24 protein-coding genes and 3 pseudogenes are annotated in these 24,401 nt (G+C 74.2%); 9 read left to right on the top strand and 18 right to left on the bottom strand.

Translation table 11 applies throughout. The features are described 5' to 3' along the window. The first annotated feature begins 256 nt into the window (after window positions 1-256). Both gndA and ACFY3U_RS25985 read left to right on the top strand, forming a co-directional pair. A complete protein-coding gene (gene gndA / locus ACFY3U_RS25980) occupies window positions 257-1,699 on the top strand; it encodes an NADP-dependent phosphogluconate dehydrogenase (protein WP_387206315.1) in 1,443 nt (480 codons plus the stop codon). Window positions 1,700-1,802: 103 nt separating this feature from the next. Continuing rightward, the gene (locus ACFY3U_RS25985; protein WP_387206317.1) at window positions 1,803-2,438 is read left to right on the top strand and encodes a dihydrofolate reductase family protein; all 636 of its coding nucleotides are present in this window, start codon (window positions 1,803-1,805) and stop codon (window positions 2,436-2,438) included. 65 nt (window positions 2,439-2,503) lie between these two features. Here the strand turns inward: ACFY3U_RS25985 and ACFY3U_RS25990 are convergent, their stop codons facing one another. The 3 genes from ACFY3U_RS25990 to recO all read right to left on the bottom strand — a co-directional run bounded on the left by ACFY3U_RS25990 (window position 2,504) and on the right by recO (window position 4,479). Further along, window positions 2,504-2,689 carry a hypothetical protein gene (locus tag ACFY3U_RS25990; RefSeq protein WP_387206318.1) on the bottom strand — a complete coding sequence of 62 codons (186 nt, stop codon included), beginning with the start codon at window positions 2,687-2,689 and terminating at the stop codon, window positions 2,504-2,506. A gap of 69 nt (window positions 2,690-2,758) precedes the next feature. After that, complete coding sequence (locus ACFY3U_RS25995; protein WP_387206443.1) at window positions 2,759-3,544, bottom strand: isoprenyl transferase; 786 nt, start codon at window positions 3,542-3,544, stop codon at window positions 2,759-2,761. 32 nt (window positions 3,545-3,576) lie between these two features. Beyond that, a complete protein-coding gene (gene recO / locus ACFY3U_RS26000) occupies window positions 3,577-4,479 on the bottom strand; it encodes a DNA repair protein RecO (RefSeq protein WP_387206320.1) in 903 nt (300 codons plus the stop codon). Between the two features lie 101 nt (window positions 4,480-4,580). Here recO and ACFY3U_RS26005 point away from each other — a divergent pair, with 101 nt between their 5' ends. Further along, window positions 4,581-5,357, top strand: a complete 777-nt coding sequence (locus ACFY3U_RS26005; protein WP_387206322.1) for a DUF4097 domain-containing protein — start codon at window positions 4,581-4,583, stop codon at window positions 5,355-5,357. Here the strand turns inward: ACFY3U_RS26005 and ACFY3U_RS26010 are convergent. The 9 genes and pseudogenes from ACFY3U_RS26010 to ACFY3U_RS26050 all read right to left on the bottom strand — a co-directional run. After that, window positions 5,344-6,555 carry an acyltransferase gene (locus ACFY3U_RS26010; protein ID WP_387206324.1) on the bottom strand — a complete coding sequence of 404 codons (1,212 nt, stop codon included), beginning with the start codon at window positions 6,553-6,555 and terminating at the stop codon, window positions 5,344-5,346. The genes ACFY3U_RS26005 and ACFY3U_RS26010 overlap by 14 nt on opposite strands. A 190-nt stretch (window positions 6,556-6,745) precedes the next feature. After that, the gene (locus ACFY3U_RS26015; protein ID WP_387206326.1) at window positions 6,746-7,621 is read right to left on the bottom strand and encodes an NAD-dependent epimerase/dehydratase family protein; all 876 of its coding nucleotides are present in this window, start codon (window positions 7,619-7,621) and stop codon (window positions 6,746-6,748) included. A gap of 8 nt (window positions 7,622-7,629) precedes the next feature. Then, window positions 7,630-8,526 (bottom strand): GTPase Era, encoded by an 897-nt coding sequence (era, locus tag ACFY3U_RS26020; RefSeq protein WP_387206328.1) that lies wholly within the window; start codon window positions 8,524-8,526, stop codon window positions 7,630-7,632. After that, window positions 8,523-8,909, bottom strand: a complete 387-nt coding sequence (locus tag ACFY3U_RS26025) for a cytidine deaminase (protein WP_387206330.1) — start codon at window positions 8,907-8,909, stop codon at window positions 8,523-8,525. Before ACFY3U_RS26025 ends, era begins: the two co-directional genes overlap by 4 nt. Continuing rightward, window positions 8,902-10,296, bottom strand: a complete 1,395-nt coding sequence (locus ACFY3U_RS26030; protein ID WP_387206445.1) for a hemolysin family protein — start codon at window positions 10,294-10,296, stop codon at window positions 8,902-8,904. Before ACFY3U_RS26030 ends, ACFY3U_RS26025 begins: the two co-directional genes overlap by 8 nt. After that, entirely contained in the window at window positions 10,272-10,745 is a 474-nt protein-coding gene (gene ybeY, locus ACFY3U_RS26035) for an rRNA maturation RNase YbeY (RefSeq protein WP_387206332.1), read from the bottom strand. Before ybeY ends, ACFY3U_RS26030 begins: the two co-directional genes overlap by 25 nt. Before the next feature lie 16 nt (window positions 10,746-10,761). Next, window positions 10,762-11,124 (bottom strand): annotated as a pseudogene (locus ACFY3U_RS26040) (PhoH family protein); the annotation flags it as partial. Window positions 11,125-11,433: 309 nt separating this feature from the next. Next, a pseudogene (locus ACFY3U_RS26045) lies at window positions 11,434-11,931 on the bottom strand (LAGLIDADG family homing endonuclease); the annotation flags it as partial. Between the two features lie 212 nt (window positions 11,932-12,143). Continuing rightward, window positions 12,144-12,885, bottom strand: a pseudogene (locus ACFY3U_RS26050) (PhoH family protein); the annotation flags it as partial. Window positions 12,886-13,244: 359 nt separating this feature from the next. On the opposite strand from ACFY3U_RS26050, the gene ACFY3U_RS26055 reads away from it, so the two are divergent. Further along, entirely contained in the window at window positions 13,245-13,796 is a 552-nt protein-coding gene (locus ACFY3U_RS26055; protein ID WP_387206334.1) for a snapalysin family zinc-dependent metalloprotease, read from the top strand. Between the two features lie 66 nt (window positions 13,797-13,862). Here the strand turns inward: ACFY3U_RS26055 and ACFY3U_RS26060 are convergent, their stop codons facing one another. Both ACFY3U_RS26060 and ACFY3U_RS26065 read right to left on the bottom strand, forming a co-directional pair. Then, a complete protein-coding gene (locus ACFY3U_RS26060; RefSeq protein ID WP_387206335.1) occupies window positions 13,863-15,233 on the bottom strand; it encodes a serine hydrolase domain-containing protein in 1,371 nt (456 codons plus the stop codon). Beyond that, window positions 15,230-15,589, bottom strand: a complete 360-nt coding sequence (locus ACFY3U_RS26065; RefSeq protein ID WP_387206337.1) for a histidine triad nucleotide-binding protein — start codon at window positions 15,587-15,589, stop codon at window positions 15,230-15,232. Before ACFY3U_RS26065 ends, ACFY3U_RS26060 begins: the two co-directional genes overlap by 4 nt. A 46-nt stretch (window positions 15,590-15,635) precedes the next feature. Between ACFY3U_RS26065 and ACFY3U_RS26070 the strand changes: the two genes are divergently transcribed. Together ACFY3U_RS26070 and ppk2 are read left to right on the top strand one after the other, a co-directional pair. Further along, window positions 15,636-16,397, top strand: coding sequence for an SDR family NAD(P)-dependent oxidoreductase (locus tag ACFY3U_RS26070; protein ID WP_387206339.1), 762 nt, complete (start codon window positions 15,636-15,638; stop codon window positions 16,395-16,397). Between the two features lie 73 nt (window positions 16,398-16,470). Next, window positions 16,471-17,385 carry a polyphosphate kinase 2 gene (gene ppk2, locus ACFY3U_RS26075; protein WP_387206341.1) on the top strand — a complete coding sequence of 305 codons (915 nt, stop codon included), beginning with the start codon at window positions 16,471-16,473 and terminating at the stop codon, window positions 17,383-17,385. Window positions 17,386-17,402: 17 nt separating this feature from the next. Here the strand turns inward: ppk2 and ACFY3U_RS26080 are convergent, their stop codons facing one another. The 3 genes from ACFY3U_RS26080 to hrcA all read right to left on the bottom strand — a co-directional run bounded on the left by ACFY3U_RS26080 (window position 17,403) and on the right by hrcA (window position 20,383). Further along, the gene (locus tag ACFY3U_RS26080) at window positions 17,403-18,137 is read right to left on the bottom strand and encodes a 16S rRNA (uracil(1498)-N(3))-methyltransferase (RefSeq protein ID WP_387206342.1); all 735 of its coding nucleotides are present in this window, start codon (window positions 18,135-18,137) and stop codon (window positions 17,403-17,405) included. Between the two features lies 1 nt (window position 18,138). Further along, entirely contained in the window at window positions 18,139-19,287 is a 1,149-nt protein-coding gene (dnaJ, locus tag ACFY3U_RS26085; RefSeq protein ID WP_387206447.1) for a molecular chaperone DnaJ, read from the bottom strand. Between the two features lie 73 nt (window positions 19,288-19,360). Then, window positions 19,361-20,383 carry a heat-inducible transcriptional repressor HrcA gene (gene hrcA, locus ACFY3U_RS26090; protein ID WP_387206345.1) on the bottom strand — a complete coding sequence of 341 codons (1,023 nt, stop codon included), beginning with the start codon at window positions 20,381-20,383 and terminating at the stop codon, window positions 19,361-19,363. 212 nt (window positions 20,384-20,595) lie between these two features. On the opposite strand from hrcA, the gene ACFY3U_RS26095 reads away from it, so the two are divergent. Then, window positions 20,596-21,225, top strand: coding sequence for a DUF4870 domain-containing protein (locus ACFY3U_RS26095; RefSeq protein ID WP_387206347.1), 630 nt, complete (start codon window positions 20,596-20,598; stop codon window positions 21,223-21,225). A gap of 79 nt (window positions 21,226-21,304) precedes the next feature. On the opposite strand, the gene hemW is transcribed toward ACFY3U_RS26095, so the two are convergent. Next, on the bottom strand, window positions 21,305-22,528 hold the full coding sequence (gene hemW, locus ACFY3U_RS26100; RefSeq protein ID WP_387206349.1) for a radical SAM family heme chaperone HemW: 1,224 nt from the start codon (window positions 22,526-22,528) through the stop codon (window positions 21,305-21,307). Between the two features lie 19 nt (window positions 22,529-22,547). On the opposite strand from hemW, the gene ACFY3U_RS26105 reads away from it, so the two are divergent. Then, a complete protein-coding gene (locus tag ACFY3U_RS26105) occupies window positions 22,548-23,330 on the top strand; it encodes an enoyl-CoA hydratase-related protein (RefSeq protein WP_387206351.1) in 783 nt (260 codons plus the stop codon). A gap of 96 nt (window positions 23,331-23,426) precedes the next feature. Continuing rightward, window positions 23,427-24,293, top strand: a complete 867-nt coding sequence (locus ACFY3U_RS26110) for a hypothetical protein (protein ID WP_387206353.1) — start codon at window positions 23,427-23,429, stop codon at window positions 24,291-24,293. Window positions 24,294-24,401 lie beyond the last annotated feature (108 nt).

The following is a 24,401-nucleotide window of genomic DNA, read 5'->3' on the forward strand; positions in this document are numbered from 1 at the left end:
GGGGGGGGGGGGGGGGCCCCCCGGGGCGGGGGGCCGGGGGGGGGGGGCGGGGGGGGGGCCCCCCCCCCCCCCGGGGGGGCGCCCCCCCGCGGGGGGGGGGGGGGGCGGGGGCCCCCCCCCCCCCCCCCCCCGGCCGGATCCGTCGCGGCACCGTCCGTGCCGCGCCGTTCACCGAGCGTCGCCGCCCCGGCCCGGCGACGCGCCGACCGCGATACGGTCGCAGGACGGGTACGGCGACGAGAGGTGGCGGGTACGGATGGCTGAGCAGGCGACGGCGCAGATCGGCGTGACCGGGCTGGCGGTGATGGGCCGCAACCTGGCCCGCAACCTGGCCCGCAACGGCTTTCGGGTGGCGGTGCACAACCGGTCGCCGGAGCGCACCCGCAGCCTGGTCGCCGAGCACGGTGACGAGGGCACCTTCGTGCCGGCCGAGTCGCTGGCCGACTTCGTCGGCGCGCTGGAGCGGCCCCGCGCGGTGATCGTGATGGTCAAGGCCGGCGCGCCGACCGACGCGGTGATCGACGAGCTGGTGCCGCTGCTCGAAGAGGGCGACATCGTGGTCGACGCCGGCAACGCGCACTTCGCCGACACCCGGCGCCGGGAGGAGGCGCTGCGCGAGCACGGGCTGCACTTCGTCGGCACCGGGGTGTCCGGCGGCGAGGAGGGCGCGCTGCGCGGGCCGAGCATCATGCCGGGCGGCTCGGCGGAGTCGTACCAGAAGCTCGGGCCGATCTTCGAGAAGATCGCCGCGCAGGTGGACGGCGTCCCGTGCTGCCGGCACATCGGCCCGGACGGCGCCGGCCACTTCGTCAAGATGGTGCACAACGGCATCGAGTACGCCGACATGCAGCTCATCGCCGAGGCGTACGACCTGTTGCGGGCCGGGCTGTCGGCGAGCCCGGCGGAGATCGCGGAGATCTTCCGGGAGTGGAACACCGGCGAGCTGGAGTCGTTCCTGATCGAGATCACCGCCGAGGTGCTGGCGCACACCGACGCCGCCAGCGGCAGGGCGTTCGTCGACGTGGTGCTCGACCAGGCGGAGCAGAAGGGCACCGGCCGCTGGACGGTGCAGAGCGCGCTGGACCTGGGCATCCCGATCACCGGCATCGCCGAGGCCACCTTCGCCCGGTCGCTGTCCGGGCACGCCGACCAGCGCGCGGCCGCCCGCCGCGCCTTCGGCGACGCGGGCGAGAAGTGGCAGGTCGAGGACCGGGACGCCTTCGTCGAGGACGTCCGGCGCGCGCTGCTGTCCAGCAAGATCGTCGCGTACGCGCAGGGCTTCGACCACATCCGCGCCGGCAGCGACGAGTACGACTGGGACATCGACCTCGGCGGCACCGCCACCATCTGGCGGGGCGGCTGCATCATCCGGGCCCGCTTCCTGAACCGGATCCGGGAGGCGTACGACGCCGAGCCCGGGCTGTCCACGCTGCTGGTGGCGCCGTACTTCGCCGACGCGGTGAGCGACGGCGTGCCGAGCTGGCGGCGGGTGGTGGCCGACGCGGCCCGGGCCGGCGTGCCCACCCCGGCGTTCTCCTCGTCGCTGGCGTACTTCGACGCGCTGCGCGCCGAGCGCCTCCCGGCGGCGCTGATCCAGGGCCTGCGGGACAACTTCGGCGCGCACACCTACCACCGCGTCGACCGCGACGGCTCCTTCCACACCCGCTGGGCCGCCGACCGCTCCGAGGTGGAGGCCTGAGAGGACCGCTCGATCGACGTGGGCGCCGGCGGAGCGATGAGATCGCCGGCGCCCACCGGTCCACCCCCCGACCGTGACAACCGAGAAGATCGGGAGCAGGGGCATGGGCCTCATCCACATCGAGCTGTTCACCACCCTCGACCTGGTCGGGCAGGCGCCCGGCGGCCCCGACGAGGACCCGATCGGGTTCCCGTTCGGCGGCTGGCAGGAGCCGCTGCTGGACGACGTCGCCGGGGCGCAGGTCGCGGCCGCGTACGAGGGCACGGACGCCCTGCTGCTCGGCCGCCGGACGTACGACATCTTCGCCGCCTACTGGCCGCGGCAGGACGGCCGAAACAACGCGATGGCCACGCTGTTCAACGGCATCCCGAAGTACGTGGCCTCGCGTGGCCGGCCGGACCTGTCCTGGGCCGGCTCGACGCACCTCGGCCGGGACCTGGCCGGCGCGGTGCGGGAGATCCGGGACAGGCACGAGCACGTGAAGGTCGTCGGCAGCCTCAACCTGGTGCAGACGCTGCTGCGCGAGCGGCTCTTCGACCGGCTCGACCTCTGGGTGCACCCGATCGTGCTCGGCGTCGGCAAGAAGCTGTTCGACGGCGGCGCGGCGCCGACCAATCTCACCCTGCTGGCGCCCCCGGTGGCCGGCCCGAAGGGCGTCGTGCACCTGCGGTACGCGCTGGCCGACGGCACGCCCGGGACGGGCGACATGACCGCGCCCGATCGCGGGCGTCGGGGCTGACCCGCCCGGCCGTGGACGCGCGACGGCGCCGTCACCCGCGCGGGTGACGGCGCCGTCGGGTCACGTCAGAAGAACCGGCGACGCTTCGCCTTCTGCGGGCGCAGCATGTCGGCGCCCTTGGTGAGCAGCCGGCTCACGCCGGACGGGCCACGCCGGGCCTCCAGGGTGCTGCTGAGCCGACGGGCACCGGCCGCCGCGAGCGGCACGGCGACCGCCATGACCGCCCACTGGGCAATCCGCTTCTGAATCATGTGGGTTCACCTCCGCGTCGTGTCTGTTGCACGTGGAGATACCCCGAGCGGCGGGTCGCCAACCGTGAGCTACGCCCCCGGCGCGGGCGGGGCCACCGGGTTGGGCAGCGCGCCACCGAACCGGCGGTCCCGCTGGGCGTACAGCTCGCAGGCGTACCACAGGTGGCGGCGGTCGAAGTCCGGCCAGAGGGTGTCCAGAAACACCAGCTCCGCGTACGCGGTCTGCCAGAGCAGGAAGTTGGAGATCCGCTCCTCGCCGGACGGGCGGAGGAAGAGGTCCACCTCGGGGATCTCCGGGTGGTAGAGGTACTTCGCGACGGTCTTCTCGGTGACCTTCGCCGGATCCAGCCGGCCGGCCGCCACGTCCCGGGCTATCGCGGCGGCCGCGTCGGCGATCTCCGCCTGTCCGCCGTAGTTCACGCAGAACTGCAGGGTCAGCGTCGAGTTGTCGCGGGACATCTCCTCCGCGGTCTGCAGCTCGGAGATCACGCTCTTCCACAGCCGGCCGGCCCGCCCCGACCAGACCACCCGGACGCCCAGCTCGACGAGCTGGTCCCGGCGGCGGCGGATGACGTCCCGGTTGAAGCCCATCAGGAAGCGGACCTCGTCCGGCGAGCGCCGCCAGTTCTCGGTGGAGAACGCGTACGCCGACAGGTAGGGCACGCCCAGCTCGATCGCGCCCTCGACGGTGTCGAAGAGGCTGTGCTCGCCCTGCTCGTGACCCTTCGTGCGGGGCAGGCCGCGCTCCTTGGCCCACCGGCCGTTGCCGTCCATCACCACCGCGATGTGCCGGGGCAACGCCTCGGCGGGCAGCGCCGGCGGCCGGGCGCCCGACGGGTGCGGTGTCGGCGGCACCGGCTCGCGCCGGCCGGCCCTCAACGATCGGATCACTCGCTCTTCCCCCTGTCCACGCCGTCCACCCGGGCGACCGCGCCGCGCGGCGACGGGACCGGGCCGGCCGCGCCACCGCCCGACGACGGGACCGGACCGGGCGCGCCACCGCCCGAGGGCGGGGCAGCGCCGGCCGTCCCCCGGTCGACCAGCGGCAGCGAGCGTAGCGCGCGCTCCAGGTGCCACTGCAGGTGCGCCGCGACCAGGCCGCTGCACTCCCGGCGTACCCCCGTGCTCGTGGCGTCGGCGACCACCCAGTCGCCGCCGGTCAGCGCGGACATCAGGTCGATGGTGGCCGGGGCGGGATGGGCCGCGCCGGGCGGACGGCAGTCCGGGCAGACCGCGCCGCCGGCCGGTACGGAGAAGGCCCGGTGCCGCCCCGGCGTGCCGCAGACCGCGCAGGCGGTCAGCGCCGGTGCCCAGCCGGCCAGCGACATCCCGCGCAGCAGGTACGCGTCGAGCACCAGGCCGGTGTCGTGCTCGCCCCGGGACAGCGCCTTGAGCGCGCCCAGGGTGAGCTGGAACAGCCGCAGCGACGGCTCCCGCTCGACCGGGGTGAGCCGCTCGGCGGTCTCCGCGATCGCGCTGGCCGCGGTGTAGCGGGGATAGTCGCCGAGGAAGCGCTTGCCGTACAGCTCGATCCCCTCGACCTGGCTGACGCTGTGCAGCGAGCTGCCGGTGTTGCCCTTCGGGTCGCCGGCGAGCTGCACGTCGACGTGGCCGAACGGCTCCAGCCGGGCACCGAACTTGCTGGTGGTGCGCCGCACCCCGCGGGCCACCGCGCGCAGCCGGCCGTGCCGGCGGGTGAGCAGGGTGATGATCCGGTCGGACTCGCCCAGCTTCTGCACGCGCAGGACCACCGCGTCGTCGCGGTAGAGCTGTCGGCGGTACCCGGCCATCGGGCCATTCTCCCTCGGGGTCGGAAATCAGGGTCGGTTCGGGGTGGATCGGCGGATCGCCCCGGATGTGCGGCGCCCGGGGCCGGCCGTAGGTTGCTGCCATGGCACTCCCCCGCACCGCCGTCGCCCTGGGCGCGGCCGCGACGCTCATCCTCACCGCCGGGTGCGACACGCTGTCCACCCGCCGGCTCGACTTCGACACCACCGAGTCGGTCGCGATCAAGCGCGTCACGGTCCGGCCCGGCGCGGGGGACGTGACGGTCCGGGCCACCGGCCCGGCCACCGAGGTCCACGTCAAGCGGGTGCTGCGCTACCAGGGCGACCAGCCGGACACCACGTACACGGTCAGCGGCGACGAGCTGGTGCTGAACACCGACTGCGGCTTCCGCTGCTCCGTCTCGTACGAGGTGACCGCCCCGCCCGGGGTGCGGGTGGGGGGCGAGACCGGCTCCGGCGACGTGGAACTGGCCGGCACCGGGCCGGTCGAGTTCAAGCTCGGCTCGGGCGACCTGCGGATCCTCGGCGCGACCGGCGCGGTCCGGGCGGAGACCGGCTCGGGGAACATCACGGTGGACGGGGTGGCCGCCCCGGTGGAGCTGCACACCGGCTCGGGTGACATCACCGGCGTCCGGCTCGGCGGTGAGGTCGCCGCCCAGGCCGGCTCCGGCGACGTCACGGTGGAGCTGGACAAGCCGGCGTCGGCGCGGGCGCACGCCGACAGCGGCGACGTGCGGCTGGTGGTGCCGACCGGCCGGTACCGGGTGCGATCCAGCACCGGCTCGGGTGACGCCCGGCTCGGCGTCACCGACGACCCGAGCGCCACCGTGCTGCTCGACGTCGGCGCGGGCAGCGGGAACGTCGAGGTCAGCGCGCGTTGAGCTCGACCGTGGTCGGCTCGTCCGGGACGTCGTCCCGGGGCGTCCGCTGCCGCGGGACGACCGACCGGCCCGGGACGACCGACCGGCCCGGCGCGGCCGACCGGGCACCGGCCGGCGCCGGGCTGGTGGGCGCGGCGGCGGCCCGGGAGGCCGCCCCGACCAGGACCGGAACGCCGCCCGGGCGGACCGGGCGCCGGGCCGGCCGACCACCGGGGACCAGCTCGGGTGGCCGGCGGGCGGCCACGTCCTCCACCCAGCCGACGGCCAGCGTCACCACCCCGACCAGGGCGAAGACCAGCACCACCCGGATGGCCAGCCCCACCGGCTCGCGCGGGCCCCAACCCACCAGGCCGACCAGCGGGGTGAGCGCCACCACGAACGACATGTGCCAGAGGTAGACGGTCAGCGCCCGCCGGTTGAGCAGGGTCACCAGCCGGCCGAACGCTGCCCGGCGGTCCACCCACGCGGCGGTGGCCGGCGCCCGGCCGATCATCACCAGGATGAACGCGGCCGACCAGAGCGCGTTGCCGAGCGGGATGTCGTTCAGGTCGTAGCCACGCGCGCCGGGGTGGGTGAGGATCCAGGCCCCGCCCGCGCCGGCCAGCAGCAACACCGCCGGCACCAGCACCCGGTTGGCCAGCCGGCGCAGCACGCCGTCGTGGTGGGCGAAGCCGAGCAGCCAGGCGCCGAAGTAGAGACCGAACTCCCGCACCGGCTGGACGGCCGGCAGGCCACCCACCTCGATCGCCGCCAGCAGGGCGTACGGGCCGAGCAGGGTGGGCAGCGGCGCCCGGCGGAACAGCCACAGCGCCGCCGGGGAGGCGAGCACGAACCACAGGTAGTCCCGGAGGTACCAGATCGGGCTGAGCGCCAGCGAACCCCAGTCGTTGGCCGGCGGGTCGGCGACCGGGAAGAACCAGAGCAGCGCCTTCCACGTCGGCGCCAGGCCGGTCAGCAGCATGGCCGGCACGAAGATCGCGGCGAGCACCCACAGCGAGGGCAGCAGCCGGCGCAACCGGCGCAGCACCGCGGACGACCCCGACCTGGTGAGCGAGGCGGCCATCAGCGACCCGGCGAGCGCGAACATGATCGACATCGCCGGGAAGATCAGCGTCAGTGAGGCCAGCCCGGTGACGTGGTAGACCACGACGCGGACGATGGCCAGGAACCGGAGCAGGTCGAGGTATCGGTTACGCATCAGGCAGCATCTGTGTCGGGGGCAGGGAGGGGTCGGTCTTCCCTACCCTCCGGGCCGCTCGCCGGAAACCGCCAACCCCCCGGGCCGGAAGTGAAACTTCCCATACGTCCCCCCGGGTCGAACGGGGGCGAACGCCCCAGCGGCCGCTCCGGGCGAGCCGTGCCCGGGGGCGGCCGAGCCGCCGCGGCGGTCAGTGGGGCTCGCCGAGCGGGCGGACGGCGAAGGACCCGCCCAGCAGGCCGGCCGCCCGGCGCTCGTCCGGCGTGGGCAGGCCCGGCCCGGCGTACGCCTCGGCGTCGTCGCGCGGCGCGAAGCCGATCTCACGGCCCTCGGCCAGCGACCACCAGCGGCGGCGGTTCGCGCTCACCCCCCAGATCACCCGGAAGCCGGTGACCCCGGTGGTCAGGCAGGCGGTGACCAGCCGGGCGCAGTCGTCCGGGGAGAGCCACATGTCCAACCCGCGCAGCCCGGGCGGCCGGACGAAGCAGGCGCCGATCCGCAGCGCGAACACGGTCATCCCGTACCGGTCGGCGTAGAGGCTGCCCAGCGACTCGATCGCCGCCTTGCTCCAGCCGTAGAAGCTGTCCGGCCGCGCCACGGCGTCGGCCGGCACGCCGTCCGCGCCGCGCGGGGCGGGCACCCCGCCCGCCGGGCCGTCGGGCGCCGGCCGCCCCGCGGCCTCGTCCCGGTAGAAGCCGACCGCGTGGTTGGACGAGGCCAGGATCACCCGGGGTACGCCCGCGGCCCGCGCCGCCTCCAGCACGGTACGGGTGCCGTCGACGTTGACCCGCAGGATGTTCTCCCAGCTGTCCTCGTGCGGCAGGGCCGCCAGGTGCAGCACCGCGTCCACCCCGACGCAGGCCCGGGCCAGCGCGGCGGCGTCGTCCAGGTCGGCCCGGACGATCTGGACCGGCTCACCCGGCCCGGCCGGGGCCTGGTCCTGCCGGTCGAGCAGCCGCAACGCCCAGCCCCCGGCGACCAGCCGTGGCCGCAGCATCCCGCCGATCCGCCCGGCCGCCCCGGTGACCAGCACCGTGCCGGCCGTCCGGCCCGGTTCGTCGGCCACGCCCGACATCAGAAACCGAGCTTGCGCAGCTGCTTCGGGTCGCGCTGCCACTCCTTCGCCACCCGGACGTGCAGGTCCAGGTAGACCCGGGTGCCGAGCAGCTCCTCGATCTGCTTGCGGGCGGTGGTGCCGACCTCCTTGAGCCGGCTCGCCTTGTGGCCGAGCACGATCGCCTTCTGGCTGGGCCGCTCGACGTACAGGTCGGCGTAGATCTTCAGCAGCTGACCCTCGGGGATCATCTCCTCCACCACCACGGCGATGGAGTGCGGCAGCTCGTCCCGGACGCCCTCCAGCGCGGCCTCCCGGATCAGCTCGGCGACCAGCACCTGCTCCGGCTCGTCGGTGAGCATGTCGTCCGGGTAGAGCTGCGGCGACGGCGGCAGGTAGTCGGTCATCACGTCGACCAGGGTGCCGACCTGGTGCCCGGAGACCGCGCTGACCGGCACCACCGCCGCGAAGTCGCCCAGCTCGCTGACCGCGAGCAGCTGCTCGGCCAGCCGCTTCTTGTCCACCAGGTCGGTCTTGGTGACCACCGCGAGCACGGTGGCCTTCAGCTCGGCCAGCTCGCCGCTGATGAACCGGTCGCCCCGGCCCACCGGCTCGTCCGCCGGGATGCACAGCCCGATCACGTCGACCTCGGACCAGGTGGTGCGGACCAGGTCGTTGAGCCGCTCGCCGAGCAGCGTCCGGGGGCGGTGCAGGCCCGGGGTGTCGACCAGGACGAGCTGCGAGTCGGGGCGGTGCAGCACCGCCCGGATCACGTGCCGGGTGGTCTGCGGCTTGTTCGAGGTGATCGCGATCTTCTGCCCGACGATGGCGTTGGTCAGCGTCGACTTGCCGGCGTTGGGCCGCCCGACGAAGCAGGCGAAGCCCGCCCGGTAGGGCCGCTGGTCGGTGCTGGTCACTCGACCACCGTGCCGAGGACCGTGCCGTCCGGGGCGGCGACGTGGATCGGCGCGTCGGCCGAGAGGTCGCGCACCGCGGCGTGCCCGGCGCCGTCCAGCGTCGACGCCTCGGTCACCACCACCGCCGCCTCCAGCCGGCTCGCGCCCGCCGCCACCGCGGAGGCCACCGCCAGCTGCAGCGCGGTGAGGGTCAGCGAGGGCAGCGACACGCTGGCCGCGGCGTACGTCCGGCCGTCCTGGTCGCGGACCGCCGCGCCCTCGACGGCCGCCACCCGGCCGCGGGCGCCCCGGGCCAGCACGACCAGCTTGCCGTCCTCGGCGCTCAGCGCGCCCGGGTCGGACGGGGTGGGCCGGGCGGCCGGCACGGCGGGCGTCTCAGGCATCGGCGGGTAGCCTCTCCTCGGTTCGGTTGTCGTTGTCCGGCGCGGCCCGGCCGGCGACCGGCTCGTCACCCGGTTCCACCCGGCTGACCAGCACGCTGTCGATCCGGTTGCGCCGGCCGGTGGTGCCCTCGGCGATCAGGCGCAGCCCGGCCACCTCGGCCAGGGCGCCCGGGATGGGCACCCGGCCCAGCGCCTGGGCGAGCAGGCCGCCGACCGTCTCCACCTCGTCGGTGGGCAGCTCGGTGTCGAACAGCTCGCCCAGATTCTCCACCGGAAGCCGGGCGGTGACCCGCACCGACCCGTCGTCCAGGTGTTCCACCGGCGGGCGTTCGACATCGTACTCGTCGGTGATCTCGCCGACGATCTCCTCCAGGATGTCCTCGATGGTGACCAGGCCGCCGGTGCCGCCGTACTCGTCGACGACGATGACCAGGTGGTTGCGGGCGGCCTGCATCTCCGACAGCAGGTCGTCGACCGGCTTGGACTCCGGCACGAAGGTGGCCGGGCGCATCAACTGGGCGACCGGCAGCTCGTCGGCACCGGGATCGCCGCCCTGGGTGCGGCGGATCAGGTCCTTGAGGTAGAGCACGCCGAGCACGTCGTCGACGCTCTCCCCGATCACCGGGATCCGGGAGAAGCCGGAGCGCAGGAAGAGCGCGAGCGCCTGGGAGAGCGTCTTGCCCTCCTCGATCCACACCATCTCGGTCCGCGGCACCATCACCTCCCGGGCGATGGTCTCGCCGAGCGCGAAGACCGAGTGGATCATCTGCCGCTCGCCGTGCTCCACCACCCCGCGCTGCTCGGCCAGGTCGACCAGCTCGCGCAGCTCGATCTGGCTGGCGAACGGCCCCTCCCGGAAGCCGCGCCCCGGGGTGACCGCGTTCCCGATCAGGATCAGCAGCGAGGCGAGCGGGTTGAGCGCCCGGCCCAGCCAGCGCACCAGCGGGGCGACCGCCCGGCCGACCGCGTACGCGTGCTGCCGGCCCAGGGTGCGCGGCGCCACGCCGACCGCCACGAAGCTGACCACGGTCATCGCGCCGGCGGTGACCAGCGCGGCCCGCCAGCCGGCGCCGAAGCTGTCCACCGCGACCAGCGCCACCAGGGTGGTGGCGGTCAGCTCGGCGAGCAGCCGGAGCAGCAGCAGCAGGTTGAGGTGGCGGACCACGTCACCGGCGACGGCCTGGAGGGTACGCGCGCCGCGCGCCCCGTCCCGGGCCAGCTCGGCGGCCCGGGCCGGGGAGACGGCGGCCAGCGCCGCCTCGGTCATCGCGATCAGGCCGGCGAGCACCACCAGCCCGGCCGCGAAGAAGATCAGCTGGAGGTCGGGCAGGCCGGCGGTCGGGCCGGCCGCGAGGGTGACCATCACCGGGACCGGGTCGACCGCCAGCTGGCCAGCAGTCGGGCCTGGAGCGCGAACATCTCCCGCTCCTCCTCCGGCTCGGCGTGGTCGTAGCCGAGCAGGTGCAGCACGCCGTGCACGGTGAGCAGGTGCAGCTCGTCGGCGGCGGAGTGGCCGGCCGCGGCGGCCTGCTTGGCGGCCACCTCCGGGCAGAGCACGATGTCGCCGAGCAGGGCCGGCTCACCGCCGGCCGGGCCGGTCTCCCCCGGGCCGTGGTCGACGCTGCCCTCGTCCATCGGGAAGGCGAGCACGTCGGTCGGCCCGTCCCCGCCCATCCAGCGGTGGTTCAGCTCGGTCATGTAGTCGATGTCGACCAGCAGCACGGAGAGCTCGGCGAGGGGGTTGACCCCCATCTCGTCGAGGGCGTGCCGGGCCACGGCCAGCACGGCGTCGGTGTCGACCTCGACACCCGACTCGTTGGCGATCTCGATGGACAACTGTCTTCCTCTGGTGTTAGCGGCGCCGGCCGGCCCGGCCGCCCTGGGCGGTCCGCCCCGGCACGGCGTGCACGCCCTGCGCCTGCTGGTTCTCCCGCTCGTCCCAGCGGGCGTACGCGTCCACGATCTCCCCCACCAGCCGGTGCCGGACGACGTCCGAGCTGGTGAGCGGGGCGAAGTGCACGTCCTGGACATCCTTCAGGATGTCCCGGACGACCCGCAGGCCGCTGTTGGTCCCGCCGGGAAGGTCCACCTGGGTGATGTCACCGGTCACCACGATCTTGGACCCGAAGCCGAGCCGGGTGAGGAACATCTTCATCTGCTCGGGCGTGGTGTTCTGCGCCTCGTCCAGAATAATGAAGGAACTGTTCAGGGTGTTGTGGGTGACCAGGAAGTCGTCGGTCACATACAGCGAATCGGCCGCGGCCACCTGGATGCACATCGTTTCCCGGATGCCGGCCGGGATGATCGAGTCGATGAATCGCATCGGCCGACCGCCCCCGTGCGCGTCGTAGAGACGACGCTTACGGGACAGTCGGAAGGGCTCGATACCGGCCGGCAGCCGAATCTCCACCACGAAACAGTCCGATCGGTACGGAACGGGATGCCCGTTGGCGAAGCCGGGTTTGCGCCCTTCCGCCTCCCGTAGCCGCCACGTTGCCACCCCACCCAGCGACTGGACCAGGTACACCACGTCGTCGCGCAGCTGAGGCGAGCTGGTGGAGTACTGCACCCGGCAGGTGCGCCCGGGCTGCGTGGCCAGACCGCCGTCGGTGTCCAGCAGTCCCTGCAGCACGGCCAGCCGGACCTCGAGGCTGTTCTGCTTGTACTCATCCGGGACGAACTTGGTTCCGGACTTCGTACCGGCCAGGCCCAGTTGACGCAGCGCCGCCGTCACCGGGTTGGCGAGTGCAACGCCCCGTCCCCCGTTGACGTGGCGCAGCACGTAGTCGTACTTGCTCTTGTGGACCAGCTCGATGTCGGGGAGCGCCTGCTCCATCGCGACGGCGAGTTCCGGGTCGGCGGTGCAGAACGCCGGGGTGGTGCGGCACGAGATCGAGCCGTCCCCGAGGAGCAGGCCGAGCGCGTACGGGTCGAGCGGGACGTCCCTCGGCTCCATCTGGACGGGCGCCACGACCGGAAGCTCGTACCGGCGGGTGTGGCCCCGCCACTCGTTGCCGATCATGTCCTGCGTCTCGACGGTGCGCCGACGCCCGCGCCGCTTGTCGTCGGGAGTGGCGACGGTCCAGAGGTGTTCGCCGCAGCAGAGCGTCGAGGACCCGTCCTGCGTGGTGACCCGGTAGACCTTCTTGGGGCCCTGCGGGTAGATGCCGATCACCGGGGTGGGCGTCCCGTCCGAGCCGATCACCAGGTCACCGACCTGGAGCGACCCGAACGGCTTGAAGCCCTCAGGGGTGAGGACCCGGGCGTCGTAGGGCTGGGCCCTACCCCTCATGTACGCCAGCGGCGCGACCTCGATCGTGCCGGCGGCCATCAGCTTGGGGATGGTCTCCGGGTCGAGCATGTCGTGCAGCGCGTCGTAGAGCGGGCGCAGGTAGGGGTCGATCTTCTCGTTCAGCGTGCCGGGCAGGAAGCCGAGCCGCTCGCCCGCCTCGACCGCCGGCCGGGTGAGGATGATCCGGTCGACCTGCTTGGCCTGCAGCGCCTGGACGGCCTTCGCCATGGCCAGGTAGGTCTTGCCGGTGCCGGCGGGGCCGATGCCGAAGACGATGGTGTTGTCGTCGATCGAGTCGACGTACTGCTTCTGCCCGAGCGTCTTGGGACGGATGGTGCGCCCGCGCCGGGAGAGGATGTTGAGCGTCAGGACCTCGGCGGGCCGCTCGGCGCCGCCCTGCTCGAGCATGCCGACGGTACGCCGGACGGCGTCAGTGGTCAGGGTCTCGCCTTTCTCGATCAGTTCGAGGAGCTCACTGAAGAGGCGCTCGGCGAGCGCATTGTCCGCGGGCGCGCCGGTGATGGTGATCTCGTTGCCGCGTACGTGCACGTCGCTGACGACCGAGCGTTCGACGAGTCGCAGGATCTCGTCGCCCGCGCCGAGCAGGTTGACCATGATCTTGGGATCGGGGACGGTGATCCTGGTCTGCACCCGGGGCGGGCCGGGAGGTGGGGTGCCGGTCATAGATCGGGCCCGTCGGGCCCTGCGCCACCTGCTTCCGATCTCGGTGCCGGGCCCTGCTGGCGGCGGCGTGCGGACGTTGCTCCCATCGTATCCGTTGAACCCCGGCGACACCGCGCCCATTTCCGCCGCCCCGCCCGCCTTCCGGAGGGTGCCCAAGGGGCACGGAACCCGGCCGGTGTCACGCTGTGCGACCGGGCGGGACACACCGTCACGGCTGGGAGCAGATCGACCGCAACGCGCTGAACTGCGGCAACAACTTTCGACATAGCAGAGATGGATGAAAATTGGCACCTTCTGCTTCAAAGATTCTCGTGATTGGCTGCTTCTTGTCCGGTTCGCACGGAAGAGGAGAGTGATCCATGTCCGTACCCCGTACCGCCCGCTGGTTGACCGCCGCAGCCGTGGGCGTGGCCGCCGTCGTCGTGCCGCAACTTCCCGCCAGCGCCGCCGCGGCCACGGTGTGTTACGACACCAGCCAGGCCGGCGCCTACGCCGGAACGACCGACTCGGCCGCCTCGATCTGGAACGGCGCCACCAACGTCACCCTGGCCCAGTGCGGGTCCAGCCTCCGGGTGCACCAGATCACCGGCGGTGGCTCGTACGCCGTGCGCACCTCGCTCGGCGTGGGCGACGTCTACATCGACACCGAGCAGGCCGCCCAGTACAGCCCGCTGCGCATCGTCACCCACGAGATCGGGCACATCCTCGGCCTGCCCGACAACTACAACGGCGACTGTTCGCTGCTGATGTCCGGCGGCAGCGCCGGCACCGCCTGCACCAACCCGTACCCGAGCGCCGGCGAGGCGGCCCAGGTGGACGCCTACTTCGGCACCGGGCTCACCGCCCGCTCCGCGGACGGCGGTCAGGTCTTCCGGGACAGCTGGCCGGCCCCGGCGGCCGTCACCGGCTGACCGACTGCACCGCCGACGCGTCGGCCCGCCCGGGACCCCCTTCCCGGGCGGGCCGACGCGCACCGGTCAACCGCGGAAGTCGTACCGGTCGAAGGTCTCCTGGTGGCGGGTGAACCGGTAGGTCGCCCAGTGCAGGGTGACCACCGCCCCGGACCCGTCCCGGGTCATCCGCAGCAGCTCGCCGGCCTCCCGCCCGGAGACGGTGCGGAACACGTCCGGCTCGCCGGGCACCGGCGCGAAGACCGCCGGCGGTTTACCCGCCGGGTCGTCGGCGCCCCGGGCCCGCAGTGCCCCGTCGTGCCAGCCGAAGACGTACTCGAAGCCCTCGCCCCACCAGCGGCCCAGCATGCCGCGCAGCGGCCCGGGCGCGGGCGGGCCCGGTCGCCAGGGCGGCACCTCCGCCGGGTCGTGCTCGGCGGAGGCGGCCAGCAGCCGGTGCGGCAGCTCGAGGATCTCCCCCGCCGTGCCGGACGAGCCGAGCACCGCGCAGCCCATCGCCCCGGCGGTGCCGTCGCCGCCGCGCCGGCCGTAGACGGCGGCCAGGAAGCCCGGCATCGCGCCGTCGTGCCCGACGTGCACCACCCGCTCCGGGTACGGCAGCAGGATCAGGCCGAGCCCGAAGCCGGCCGCCCAGAGCGTCTCGTCGGTGGTGGTCACCGGCCAGCGCATCTCGTCCAGGGTGGCCGGCGCGAGCACCGCGCCGTCCGGGTCCAGCGCCGCCGGGTCGGCCAGGAAGGCCGCCCAGCGGGCCATGTCGGTGGCGGTGCTCCACAGCTGCGCGGCCGGGGCGACCGCGCCGAAGTCGGTCGGCGGCTCCGGATGCGCCTCGTCGGAGTACGCGTCCACCAGGAAGCCGGTCGCCGCCTCCGGGCCCGGGTCCACCGAGGTGGCGGCCAGCCCCAGCGGGTCGAGCACCCGCGCGGCGAGCACCTCGGCCCAGCTGCCGCCGCGCAGCTCGCCGACCAGCCGGCCGAGCAGCGCCATGCCCAGGTTGGAGTAGTGGTAGCGCCGGCCGGTGGGCAGCACCCGCTCCACCCGGGCCAGGTCGGCGACCAGCTCCTCGACGCCGGGGGCGCGCAGGGTGTCCCAGACGTCCCCGTACGGCTCGCGCTGCAGGCCGGCGGTGTGCGAGAGCAGGCGGCGCACGGTCAGCTCGCCGTGCGCCGGCAGCTCCAGGTGCCGACCGATCGGGTCGTCCAGGTCGAGCAGCCCGTCGTCGCGGCACTGCATGACCAGCACGGAGGTGAACGTCTTGGTGACCGAGCCGATCCGGAAGCGGGTGGCCGGGCCGAGGGTGGTGTCGTTGCCGGTGCCGCCGACCTCGCAGGTCCACAGCGGCCGGTCGGCCCGGTGCAGGGCGACCGCCAGCGCCGGCACCCGCGCCTGCGACTGGACCAGGCGGGTCAGCCGCGCCAACCGGTCGACCGCCCCGGTCACGCCAGGTCCCGGGCCAGCATCGGGCCGAGCGGCGCGCCACCGAGCAGGTGCGCGTGCACGTGGAAGACCTCCTGCCCGCCGTACGCCCCGGTGTTGAACATCAGCCGGAAGCCGTCGCCGAGCAGCCCCTCGTCCTCGGCCACCGCGGCCGCCGTCTCCAGCACCTCGCCGGCCAGCGCCGGGTCGCTCTGGGCGAGCGTCACCACGTCCGCGTAGTGCTCCTTGGGGATCACCAGCACGTGCACCGGCGCCTTCGGGCCGATGTCGCGGAAGGCGAGCGTGCGGTCGGTCTCCCGGACGACGGTGGCCGGGATCTCGCCGGCGACGATGCGACAGAACAGGCAGTCGGGTTCCATTGGGGCATGGTAAGGCGCGGCGGCCGGCTGCGGCATGATGTGCCCCGTGACTTCACGGGCGGTGCTGGTGACGGGGGCCTCGCGGGGCATCGGACGGGCGGTGGCCCGGGCGTTCGCGGCGGGCGGGGACCGGGTGGCGATCCACCACCGCGACTCGGCGGAGCTGGCCGAGGCGCTCCGCGCCGAGCTGCCCGGCGACGGGCACGTGGTGGTCCGCGCCGACCTGGCCGACCCGGACGCGGTACGCGCCATGGTGGACTCCGCAGCCGAGCTGCTCGGCGGGCTGGACGTGCTGGTCAACAACGCCGGCGTGTTCGGCCCGGCGGACCCGCCGCACCCGGTCTTCGAGACCGGCTACGAGCAGTGGCGGCAGCGCTGGCGGGAGGTGCTGGACACCAACCTGGTGGGCGCGGCGAACGCCGCCTGGTGCGCGGCCCAGCACATGCGGGAGCGGGGTGGGCGGATCGTCAACGTCTCGTCCCGGGGCGCGTTCCGGGGCGAGCCGGCGAATCCGGCGTACGGGGCGAGCAAGGCGGGGTTGAACGCGATGGCACAGTCCCTCGCGGTGGCGCTGGCCCCGTACGGCATCGGGGTGGCCAGCGTGGCGCCGGGCTTCGTCGAGACGGACATGACCAACGAGCACCTGAAGTCACCGCGCGGCGACGCGGTCCGGGCGCAGAGCCCGTTCGGTCGGGTCGCCCGACCGGAGGAGATCGCCGCGGCGGTGCACTGGCTCGCCTCGCCCGAGGCGGAGTGGGCCGCCGGTACGGTGATCGATCTCAACGGCGCCTCGTACCTGCGTACCTGAGCGTCACCGTTCAGCAAACTGCCAGCCATCTCCAGGTGGCTGAACGCCATTCGGCGGGGTAACTGCGTGGAGCATGACCGACACCCCCACCCTGCTGGACCTCTCCGCCGACTACCGGGTGGAGGACGGCCACGACGACGACCCGGTGCTGCTGCGCCCGGACGGCAGCCCGGTGGACACCTGGCGGGAGAACTACCCGTACGACCACCGGATGGCCCGCGACGAGTACGACCACCACAAGCGGCTGCTCCAGATCGAGCTGCTGAAGCTCCAGGAGTGGATCCAGGAGACCGGCGAACGCCTGGTGATCATCTTCGAGGGGCGGGACGCGGCCGGCAAGGGCGGCACGATCAAGCGCTTCATGGAGCACCTCAACCCGCGCGGCGCCCACGTGGTGGCGCTGACCAAGCCGAACGAGCGGGAGTCCACCCAGTGGTACTTCCAGCGCTGGCTGGCGCACCTGCCGGCGGCCGGCGAGATCGTGCTGTTCGACCGGTCCTGGTACAACCGGGCCGGCGTGGAGCGGGTGATGGGCTTCTGCGGCCGGCGGGACTACCTGGAGTTCCTGCGCCAGGCCCCGGAGCTGGAGCGGATGCTGGTGCGCTCGGGCATCCGGCTGGTCAAGTTCTGGTTCTCGGTGTCGCAGAACGAGCAGCGCACCCGGTTCGCCGTCCGCCAGGTCGACCCGGTACGCCAGTGGAAGCTCTCCCCGATGGACATCGCCTCGCTGGACCGCTGGAACGAGTACACCGAGGCCAAGGAGGCGATGTTCTTCTGGACCGACACCGCGGACGCGCCGTGGACGGTGGTGAAGAGCAACGACAAGAAGCGCGCCCGGCTGGAGGCGATGCGGCACGTGCTGAGCCGCTTCGACTACACCAACCGGGACGACGAGGCGCTCGGCGTGCCCGACCCGCTGATCGTCGGCCCCGCCGGCCTCGACCTCGCCCCCGAGGAGGAACCCGTCCCCGTCTTCCCCCGCCCCTGACCCGCCGGACCGCCTGCCTACCAGCGGGAGAGGCGGGTGGCGAGGACGGTGAGGGCGGCTACGCCGGCGGTCGAGGTGCGCAGGACCGACGGGCCGAGTCGGACGGGGCGGGCGCCGGCGTCGGCGAAGGCGGTCAGCTCGGCCGGGGCGATGCCGCCCTCCGGGCCGACCACCAGCACGATCTCGCCGGCCTCCGGCAGCGCGGCGGTGGTCAGCCGCTCGGTGGCCTCCTCGTGCAGCACGTAGGCGGCGGCCGCCCCGGCGATCCGCCGGGCCACCGTGCCGGTCGACTCGTCCGGCGCGCCGGCCACCACCGGTAGCCAGGGCCGGCGGGCCTGCTTCGCCGCCTCCCGAGCGGTGGCCACCCACTTCTCCCGGGCCCGTACGCCCCGCTCGCCGCGCCACTGCACCACCGAGCGGGACGCCGCCCAGGGCACGATCTCGTCCACCCCGACCTCGGTCATCGCCTGCACGGCCAGCTCGCCCCGGTCGCCCTTGGCGATGCCCTGCACCACGGCCACCCGGGGCACCGGCGCGTCCGCGTACCCCCGGGAGGTGACCTGGACGTCGAGGGTGCCCCGGCCGACGGCGGTGACGAGCGCGGCGGCCGTGCCGCCCCGACCGTCGGCGAGCAGCAGCTCCTCGCCGACCCGCAGCCGCTGCACGGTCGCCGCGTGGTGCCCCTCCGGGCCGTCCAGGGTCCACGTGTCGCCGGTCGGCAGTGTGTCGACCAGGAACAGCGGCGCGGACACCTCAGGCGTGCCCGTTGAACGCGTCGCGCATCCGGGAGAAGAAGCCGCCCTGCTTGGTCAGCTCGGCGATCTCCTCACCCCGGGTCTTGGCGAAGTCGCGCAGCATCCGCTCCTGCTCCGGCTCCAGCTTGGTGGGGGTGCGCACGTCCAGGTGGACGTAGAGGTCGCCGCGGCCGGTGCCGCGCAGGTGCGGCACCCCCCGGGCGCGCAGCCGCAGCGTGCTGCCCGGCTGGGTGCCGGCCTTGACGTCGACGATCTCCTCGCTGTCCAGCGTCTTGATGGTCAGCCGGGTGCCGAGCGCGGCGGCGGTCATCGGCACGGTGACCCGGCAGTGCAGGTCGTCGCCCTTGCGCGAGTAGACGTCGTGCGGCCGCTCGTGGATCTCCACGTAGAGGTCGCCGGCGGTGCCGCCGCCCGGGCCCACCTCACCCTGCTGGGCGAGCCGGATCCGCATGCCGTCCTCGACCCCGGCCGGGATCTTCACGGTCAGCGAGCGCCGGGTGCGCACCCGGCCGTCGCCGGCGCAGGTCGGGCAGGGGTGCGGGATGGTCGTGCCGTACCCCTGGCAGACCGTGCACGGCCGGGCGGAGACCACCTGGCCGAGGAAGGTCCGCTGCACCGACTGCACCTCGCCCCGGCCGCCGCACGCCTCGCAGGTGGCCAGGTGGGTGCCCGCCGCGGTGCCCGCGCCGGCGCAGGTGGTGCAGAGCACGGCGGTGTCCACCGTGATCGGCGCCTCGGCCCCGAACGCGGTCTCGTGCAGGTCCAGCTCCAGCCGCAGGATCGCGTCGGCGCCCGGCCGGGTACGCGGGCGCGGACCGCGCGCCCCGCCACCGGCGGCGCCGCCGAAGAACGCGTCCATGATGTCCTGGAAGCCGACGAACGGGCCGGCCCCGCCGGGCCCGCCCGGTCCACCGGCGCCGCCGCCACCCGGGGCGAGCGGGTCGCCGCCCAGGTCGACGATCTGCCGCTTGCGATCGTCCGAGAGGACCTCGTACGCGGCGTTGATGTCCTTGAACTTCTCCTGTGCCTCCGGGTCCGGATTGACGTCCGGGTGGAACTGCCGCGCCAGCTTGCGGTAGGCGCGCTTGATCTCGTCGTCGGAGGCCTCCCGGCTCACGCCGAGAATGCCGTAGTAGTCCCTGGCCACTGCGTTCGGTGTCCTCATGTTCGTCTCGCGTTGCGCCGGTCGGCGGCCGGAGCCGGCCGTCGGCCCTGACTGGTCAGTTCTGGGCCAGCAGCTCGCCCACGTAGCGTGCCACGGCGCGCACCGTGGCGATGGTGCCGGGGTAGTCCATCCGGGTGGGGCCCAGCACCCCCAGGCCCCCGACGATGGTCGCACCCGGGCCGTACCCGGTGCTGACCACCGAGGCGGCCCGCAGGTTGTCGATCTCGTTCTCGTCGCCGATCAGCACCCGGGTGGTGCTGGGCTCGGCCTCGCCGATCAGCTTGAGCAGGACGACCTCCTCCTCCAACGCCTCAAGGATGGGCCGCAGCGAGCCCTGGAAGTCGAGGATGCCGCCCCGGGTCAGGTTGGCGGTGCCGGCCAGCGCGAGCCGCTCCTCGGTGCGCTCCACCAGGGTCTCCAGCAGCACGCTGGACAGCGTGGTCATGGCGCCGCGCAGCTGCGGCGGCGACTCCTCGACCAGCGCCTGGACCAGCGGCGGGGTCTCCGACAGCCGGCTGCCGACCAGCTTCTCGTTGACCAGCCGGCGCAGGTCGGTGACGTCGTCGGCGGGGACCGGCGCGGGCAGCTCGACCAGCCGCTGCTCGACCCGGCCGGTGTCGGCGATCATGACCAGCATCAGCCGGGTGGTGGAGATCGGCACCAGCTCCAGGTGGCGCACCGAGGAGCGGGCCAGCGACGGGTACTGCACCACGGCGACCTGCCGGGTGAGCTGCGCCAGCAGCCGCACCGTGCGGTGCACCACATCGTCCAAGTCGACCGCGCCGACCAGGAAGCGTTCGATCGCCCGGCGCTCGGCCGGGCTGAGCGGCTTGACCCGGGAGAGCCGGTCGACGAAGAGCCGGTAGCCGCGGTCGGTGGGCACCCGGCCGGCGCTGGTGTGCGGCTGCCGGATGTAGCCCTCCTCCTCCAGCACGGCCATGTCGTTGCGGACCGTCGCCGGGGAGACCCCGAGCTGGTGCCGCTCGACCAGGGCACGGCTGCCGACCGGCTCCTGCGTGGCGACGTAGTCCTCGACGATCGCGCGCAGCACCGCGAGCTTGCGGTCGTCGAGACCCATCCGTCCACCTCCTGACGCACGTCGGCCCGGGGCGGGTGCGCGCCGGGCGAGCGCTCTGGCACTCGACTGTAGCGAGTGCCAGTCTACGTCGGCGTCCGCACCGGCGCGATGATCAGCGCCGGACGCCGGGCGCGACGGTAGAGCCGTTCAGCCGGACAAGCCGGGCGATGTCGCTCTGGTCACCCCTTGCCGGCAGCCCCTACCGTGACGGCATGACTGAACCACCTCGCCCTCCCGGCGCGGGGGACCCCGGCGACCGCCCGGACCCGACCGCACCGTCCGGCTCGTCGTACGAGCCACCCACCGCACCACTGTCCGGGGCGTCCGGCGCGGGCGGCTATCCCCCGCCCGGTGGCTATCCGCCGCCGCCCGGTGACCAGCCGCCGTCGGGCGGTTACCCTCCGCCGGGCGGCTACGCCGCACCGGGTGCCGGCTACCCGCAGGCGGGCGCCGGCTACCCGACCGGCGGCGCGTACGGCCCGCCGAGCGGCGGCTGGGCCAGCAACGACGACAAGACCTGGGCCCTGGTCGCGCACTTCGGTGGCGCCGCGGCGATGTTCGTCAGCGGCGGCGTGCTCGGCTGGCTGCCCCCGCTGGTCGCCATGCTGGCCCGCGGCAACCAGTCGCCGACCGTCCGCCAGCACGCCGTGGCGGCGCTCAACTTCCAGCTGCTCTGGTCGGTCGTCGGCCTGGTCGGCTGGATCCTGAGCTGCATCCTGATCGGCTTCGTCGCGGTCGGCGCGGCCGTGATCCTCGGCGTGGTCTTCGGCATCCTGGCCGGCGTCCGGGCCAACGAGGGGGAGCTCTACCGCTACCCGATGAGCATCAGCATGATCAAGTGAGCGTGCCGGCCGGCCTCCGGGCCGGCCGGCGTGTTCCACCCCGCCCGGCCGGGGTCGCCCGGCTGGGGTTTCGGGGCGTTCAGGGCAGCAGGTCGCGGACCACCGCGTCGGCGAGCAGCCGGCCGCGCAGGGTGAGCACCGCCCGCCCGCTAGCGAACCGCTCCGGGTCGAGCAGCCCGTCGGCGAGCGCCCGCTCGGCGCCGGGCCGCCCGGCGGTGTCCAGCGCGGCCAGCGGCAGCCCGTCGGCCAGCCGCAGCCGCAGCATCACGTCCTCCATGTGCGCCTCGTCGGCGGTGAGCAGCTCCCGGGCCAGCCCGGGCGACTCCCCCGCGGCCAGCCGCTTCGCGTACGCCGAAGGGTGCTTGACGTTCCACCAGCGCACCCCGCCGACGTGGCTGTGCGCCCCCGGGCCCAGGCCCCACCAGTCGGCGCCGGTCCAGTAGAGCAGGTTGTGCCGGCAGCGGGCCGCCTCGGAGCGGGCCCAGTTGGACACCTCGTACCAGGAGAAACCGGCCGCGTCGAGCGCGGCCTCCGCGGCCAGGTAGCGGTCCGCCGCCACGTCGTCCGAGGGGTACGGCAGCTCGCCGCGCCGCATCCGGGCGGCCAGCCGGGTGCCGTCCTCGACGATCAGGGCGTACGCGCTGACATGGTCCACCCCCGCGGCGACCACCTGCTCCAGCGAGGCGGCGAAGTCGTCGGCGCTCTCCCCCGGCGTGCCGTAGATCAGGTCCAGGTTGACGTGGTCGAAGCCGGCGTCCCGGGCCTCGCGGGCGGCCTCGGCGGCCCGGCCGGGGCGGTGCCGGCGGTCCAGGATCGCCAGCACCCCCGGCGCGGCCGACTGCATGCCCAGCGAGATCCGGGTGTAGCCGGCGGCCCGCAGGGTCTTCAGCGACTCCGGCGTGACCGACTCGGGGTTGGCCTCGGTGGTCACCTCGGCGTCAGCGGCCAGCCCCCAGGTGCGGTCGATGCCGTCCAGGATCCGGGCCAGGTCGTCGGCGGGCAGCAGGGTCGGGGTGCCGCCGCCGACGAAGACGGTGTCCACCCGCGGCGGCGGGGCGTCGCCGAGCACCCGGGCGGCCAGCGCCAGCTCCGCCAGCACGGTGTCGGCGTACGACTCGCGGTCGGCGCCCCCGCCCAGCTCGGCGGCGGTGTACGTGTTGAAGTCGCAGTAGCCGCAGCGGCTGGCGCAGAAGGGCACGTGCAGGTACACCCCGAATCCGCGCGCGCCGACCGAGGTCAGGGCGGCGGCGGGCAGCGTTCCGTCGACGGGGACGGTCTCGCCTTCTGGAAGGACGCCGGGCATGGCCACTAGTGTGCCCGGCATGACCTCTCCGGACGCTCTCGTGCGGGTCGCCACGGCCCGTGGGGTGACCACCCTCACCCTGGACAGCCCGCACAACCGCAACGCCCTGTCCACCCCGCTGATGACCCAGCTGCTGGCCGGGCTGGCCGCCGCGGTGGCGGACGACGCGGTCCGGGTGATCGTGCTGGACCACACCGGCCCGGTCTTCTGCTCCGGGGCGGACCTGAAGGAGACCGCCGCCGCGTACGCCAGCGGCAGCGTGCCGGCCGGCATGCTCGGCGACGTGCTGGTCGCGGTCCGGGAGTGCCCGAAGCCGGTGCTGGCCAGGGTGGCCGGGCCGGCCCGGGCCGGCGGTCTGGGGCTGATCGCGGCGGCCGACCTGGCGGTCTGCGCGCGGGAGGCGATGTTCGCCTTCACCGAGGTGCGGATCGGGGTGATCCCGGCGGTCATCTCGGCCACCGTGCTGCCCCGGCTGGCCCCGCGGGCCGCTGCCGAGCTCTACCTGACCGGCGACACCTTCGACGGGCGGCGGGCCGCCGAGGTCGGCCTGGTGACCGCCGCGGTGCCGGCGGACGAGCTGGACGCGATCGTGGCGCACTGGTGCGCGGCGCTGGTGCGCGGCGCCCCGCGGGCGCTCGCCGGCGCCAAGGAGCTGCTGCGCCGGCCGGCCGCCACCGACCTGCGCGCCGAGGTGGCCGCGCTGGGCGCACTGTCCACCGGCTACTTCCTCTCCGACGAGGGCCGGGAGGGCGTGCTGGCCTTCCGGGAGAAGCGCGACGCCGCCTGGGTGCCGGGCGAATAGTCGGTTTCTTTCGATTCGTCCCGGGAAATGTGAACCGGTCGGCCGACCCGTCTCGCCTTGATCGGGACGTACGCTGGTCGGACTGTCGATCAGGAGGTGCGGGTGCGAACTCGGACATTCGTGGCAGCCGGCGTCGTGGTCGCGGTGGTCGCCCTTCTCGGGGTCTGGGTCGTGGTCCGCCACCTCGGCGACCAGCTCGGGTTGCCGATGGCCGGCCGCAGCTGCACGGTACGCGCCGACGGCACCGTCGTGCTCGACGCCGACCAGATGGCCAACGCGGCCACCATCGCGGCGATCGGCAGCCAGCGGCAGATGCCGGAGCGCGCGGTGGTGGTGGCGCTGGCCACCGCCTTCCAGGAGTCCGGCCTGCGCAACCTGCCCGACGGCGACCGCGACTCGATCGGCCTGTTCCAGCAGCGGCCCAGCCAGGGGTGGGGCACGCCGGCCCAGATCCGCGACGAGCGCTACGCGGCAGAGCGGTTCTACGCGGCCCTGAAGAAGGTGCGCGGCTGGGAGGGCATGGAGGTCACCGAGGCCGCCCAGGCGGTGCAGCGGTCCGCCTTCCCCACCGCCTACCAGAAGTGGGCCGACGAGGCGGAGGTGCTGACCCGCGCCCTGCTCGGCGACGCGACCGGCGCGGTCGCCTGCACGGTCGGCGGCTCACCGGCGATGCGCGGCGCGGTCGCCGCGGCGGCGCTCACCCGGGGCCTGGCCCTGGACTGGGGCGTGCCCGACACCGCCCCGACAACCGAGCTGGCCGGGCTGACCGTCTCGGCTCCCGACCGGCGCGACGGCTGGCGGTACGCCCACTGGCTGGTCTCGCACGCCACCGACCACGGCGTGAAGCGGGTCCGCTTCGCCGACCTGGAGTGGACGGCTCGCGACGGCAACTGGGTCAAGGTCGCCGACGGCCGGCCGAGCGACGCCCGGGTGCTGGCGGAGGTCTTCCCCACCGAGGGCTGATCCACCTCGGCGGCCCGGTGCGCGGCCCTACCCGGCCCGGTACGCGGCCCTACCCGGCCCTACCCGGCCCGGTGCGCGGCCCTACCCGGCCCGGTGCGCGGCCCTACC

The organism is Micromonospora sp. NPDC000089 (genome assembly GCF_042899365.1).
Taxonomy (GTDB): Bacteria; Actinomycetota; Actinomycetes; order Mycobacteriales; family Micromonosporaceae; genus Micromonospora.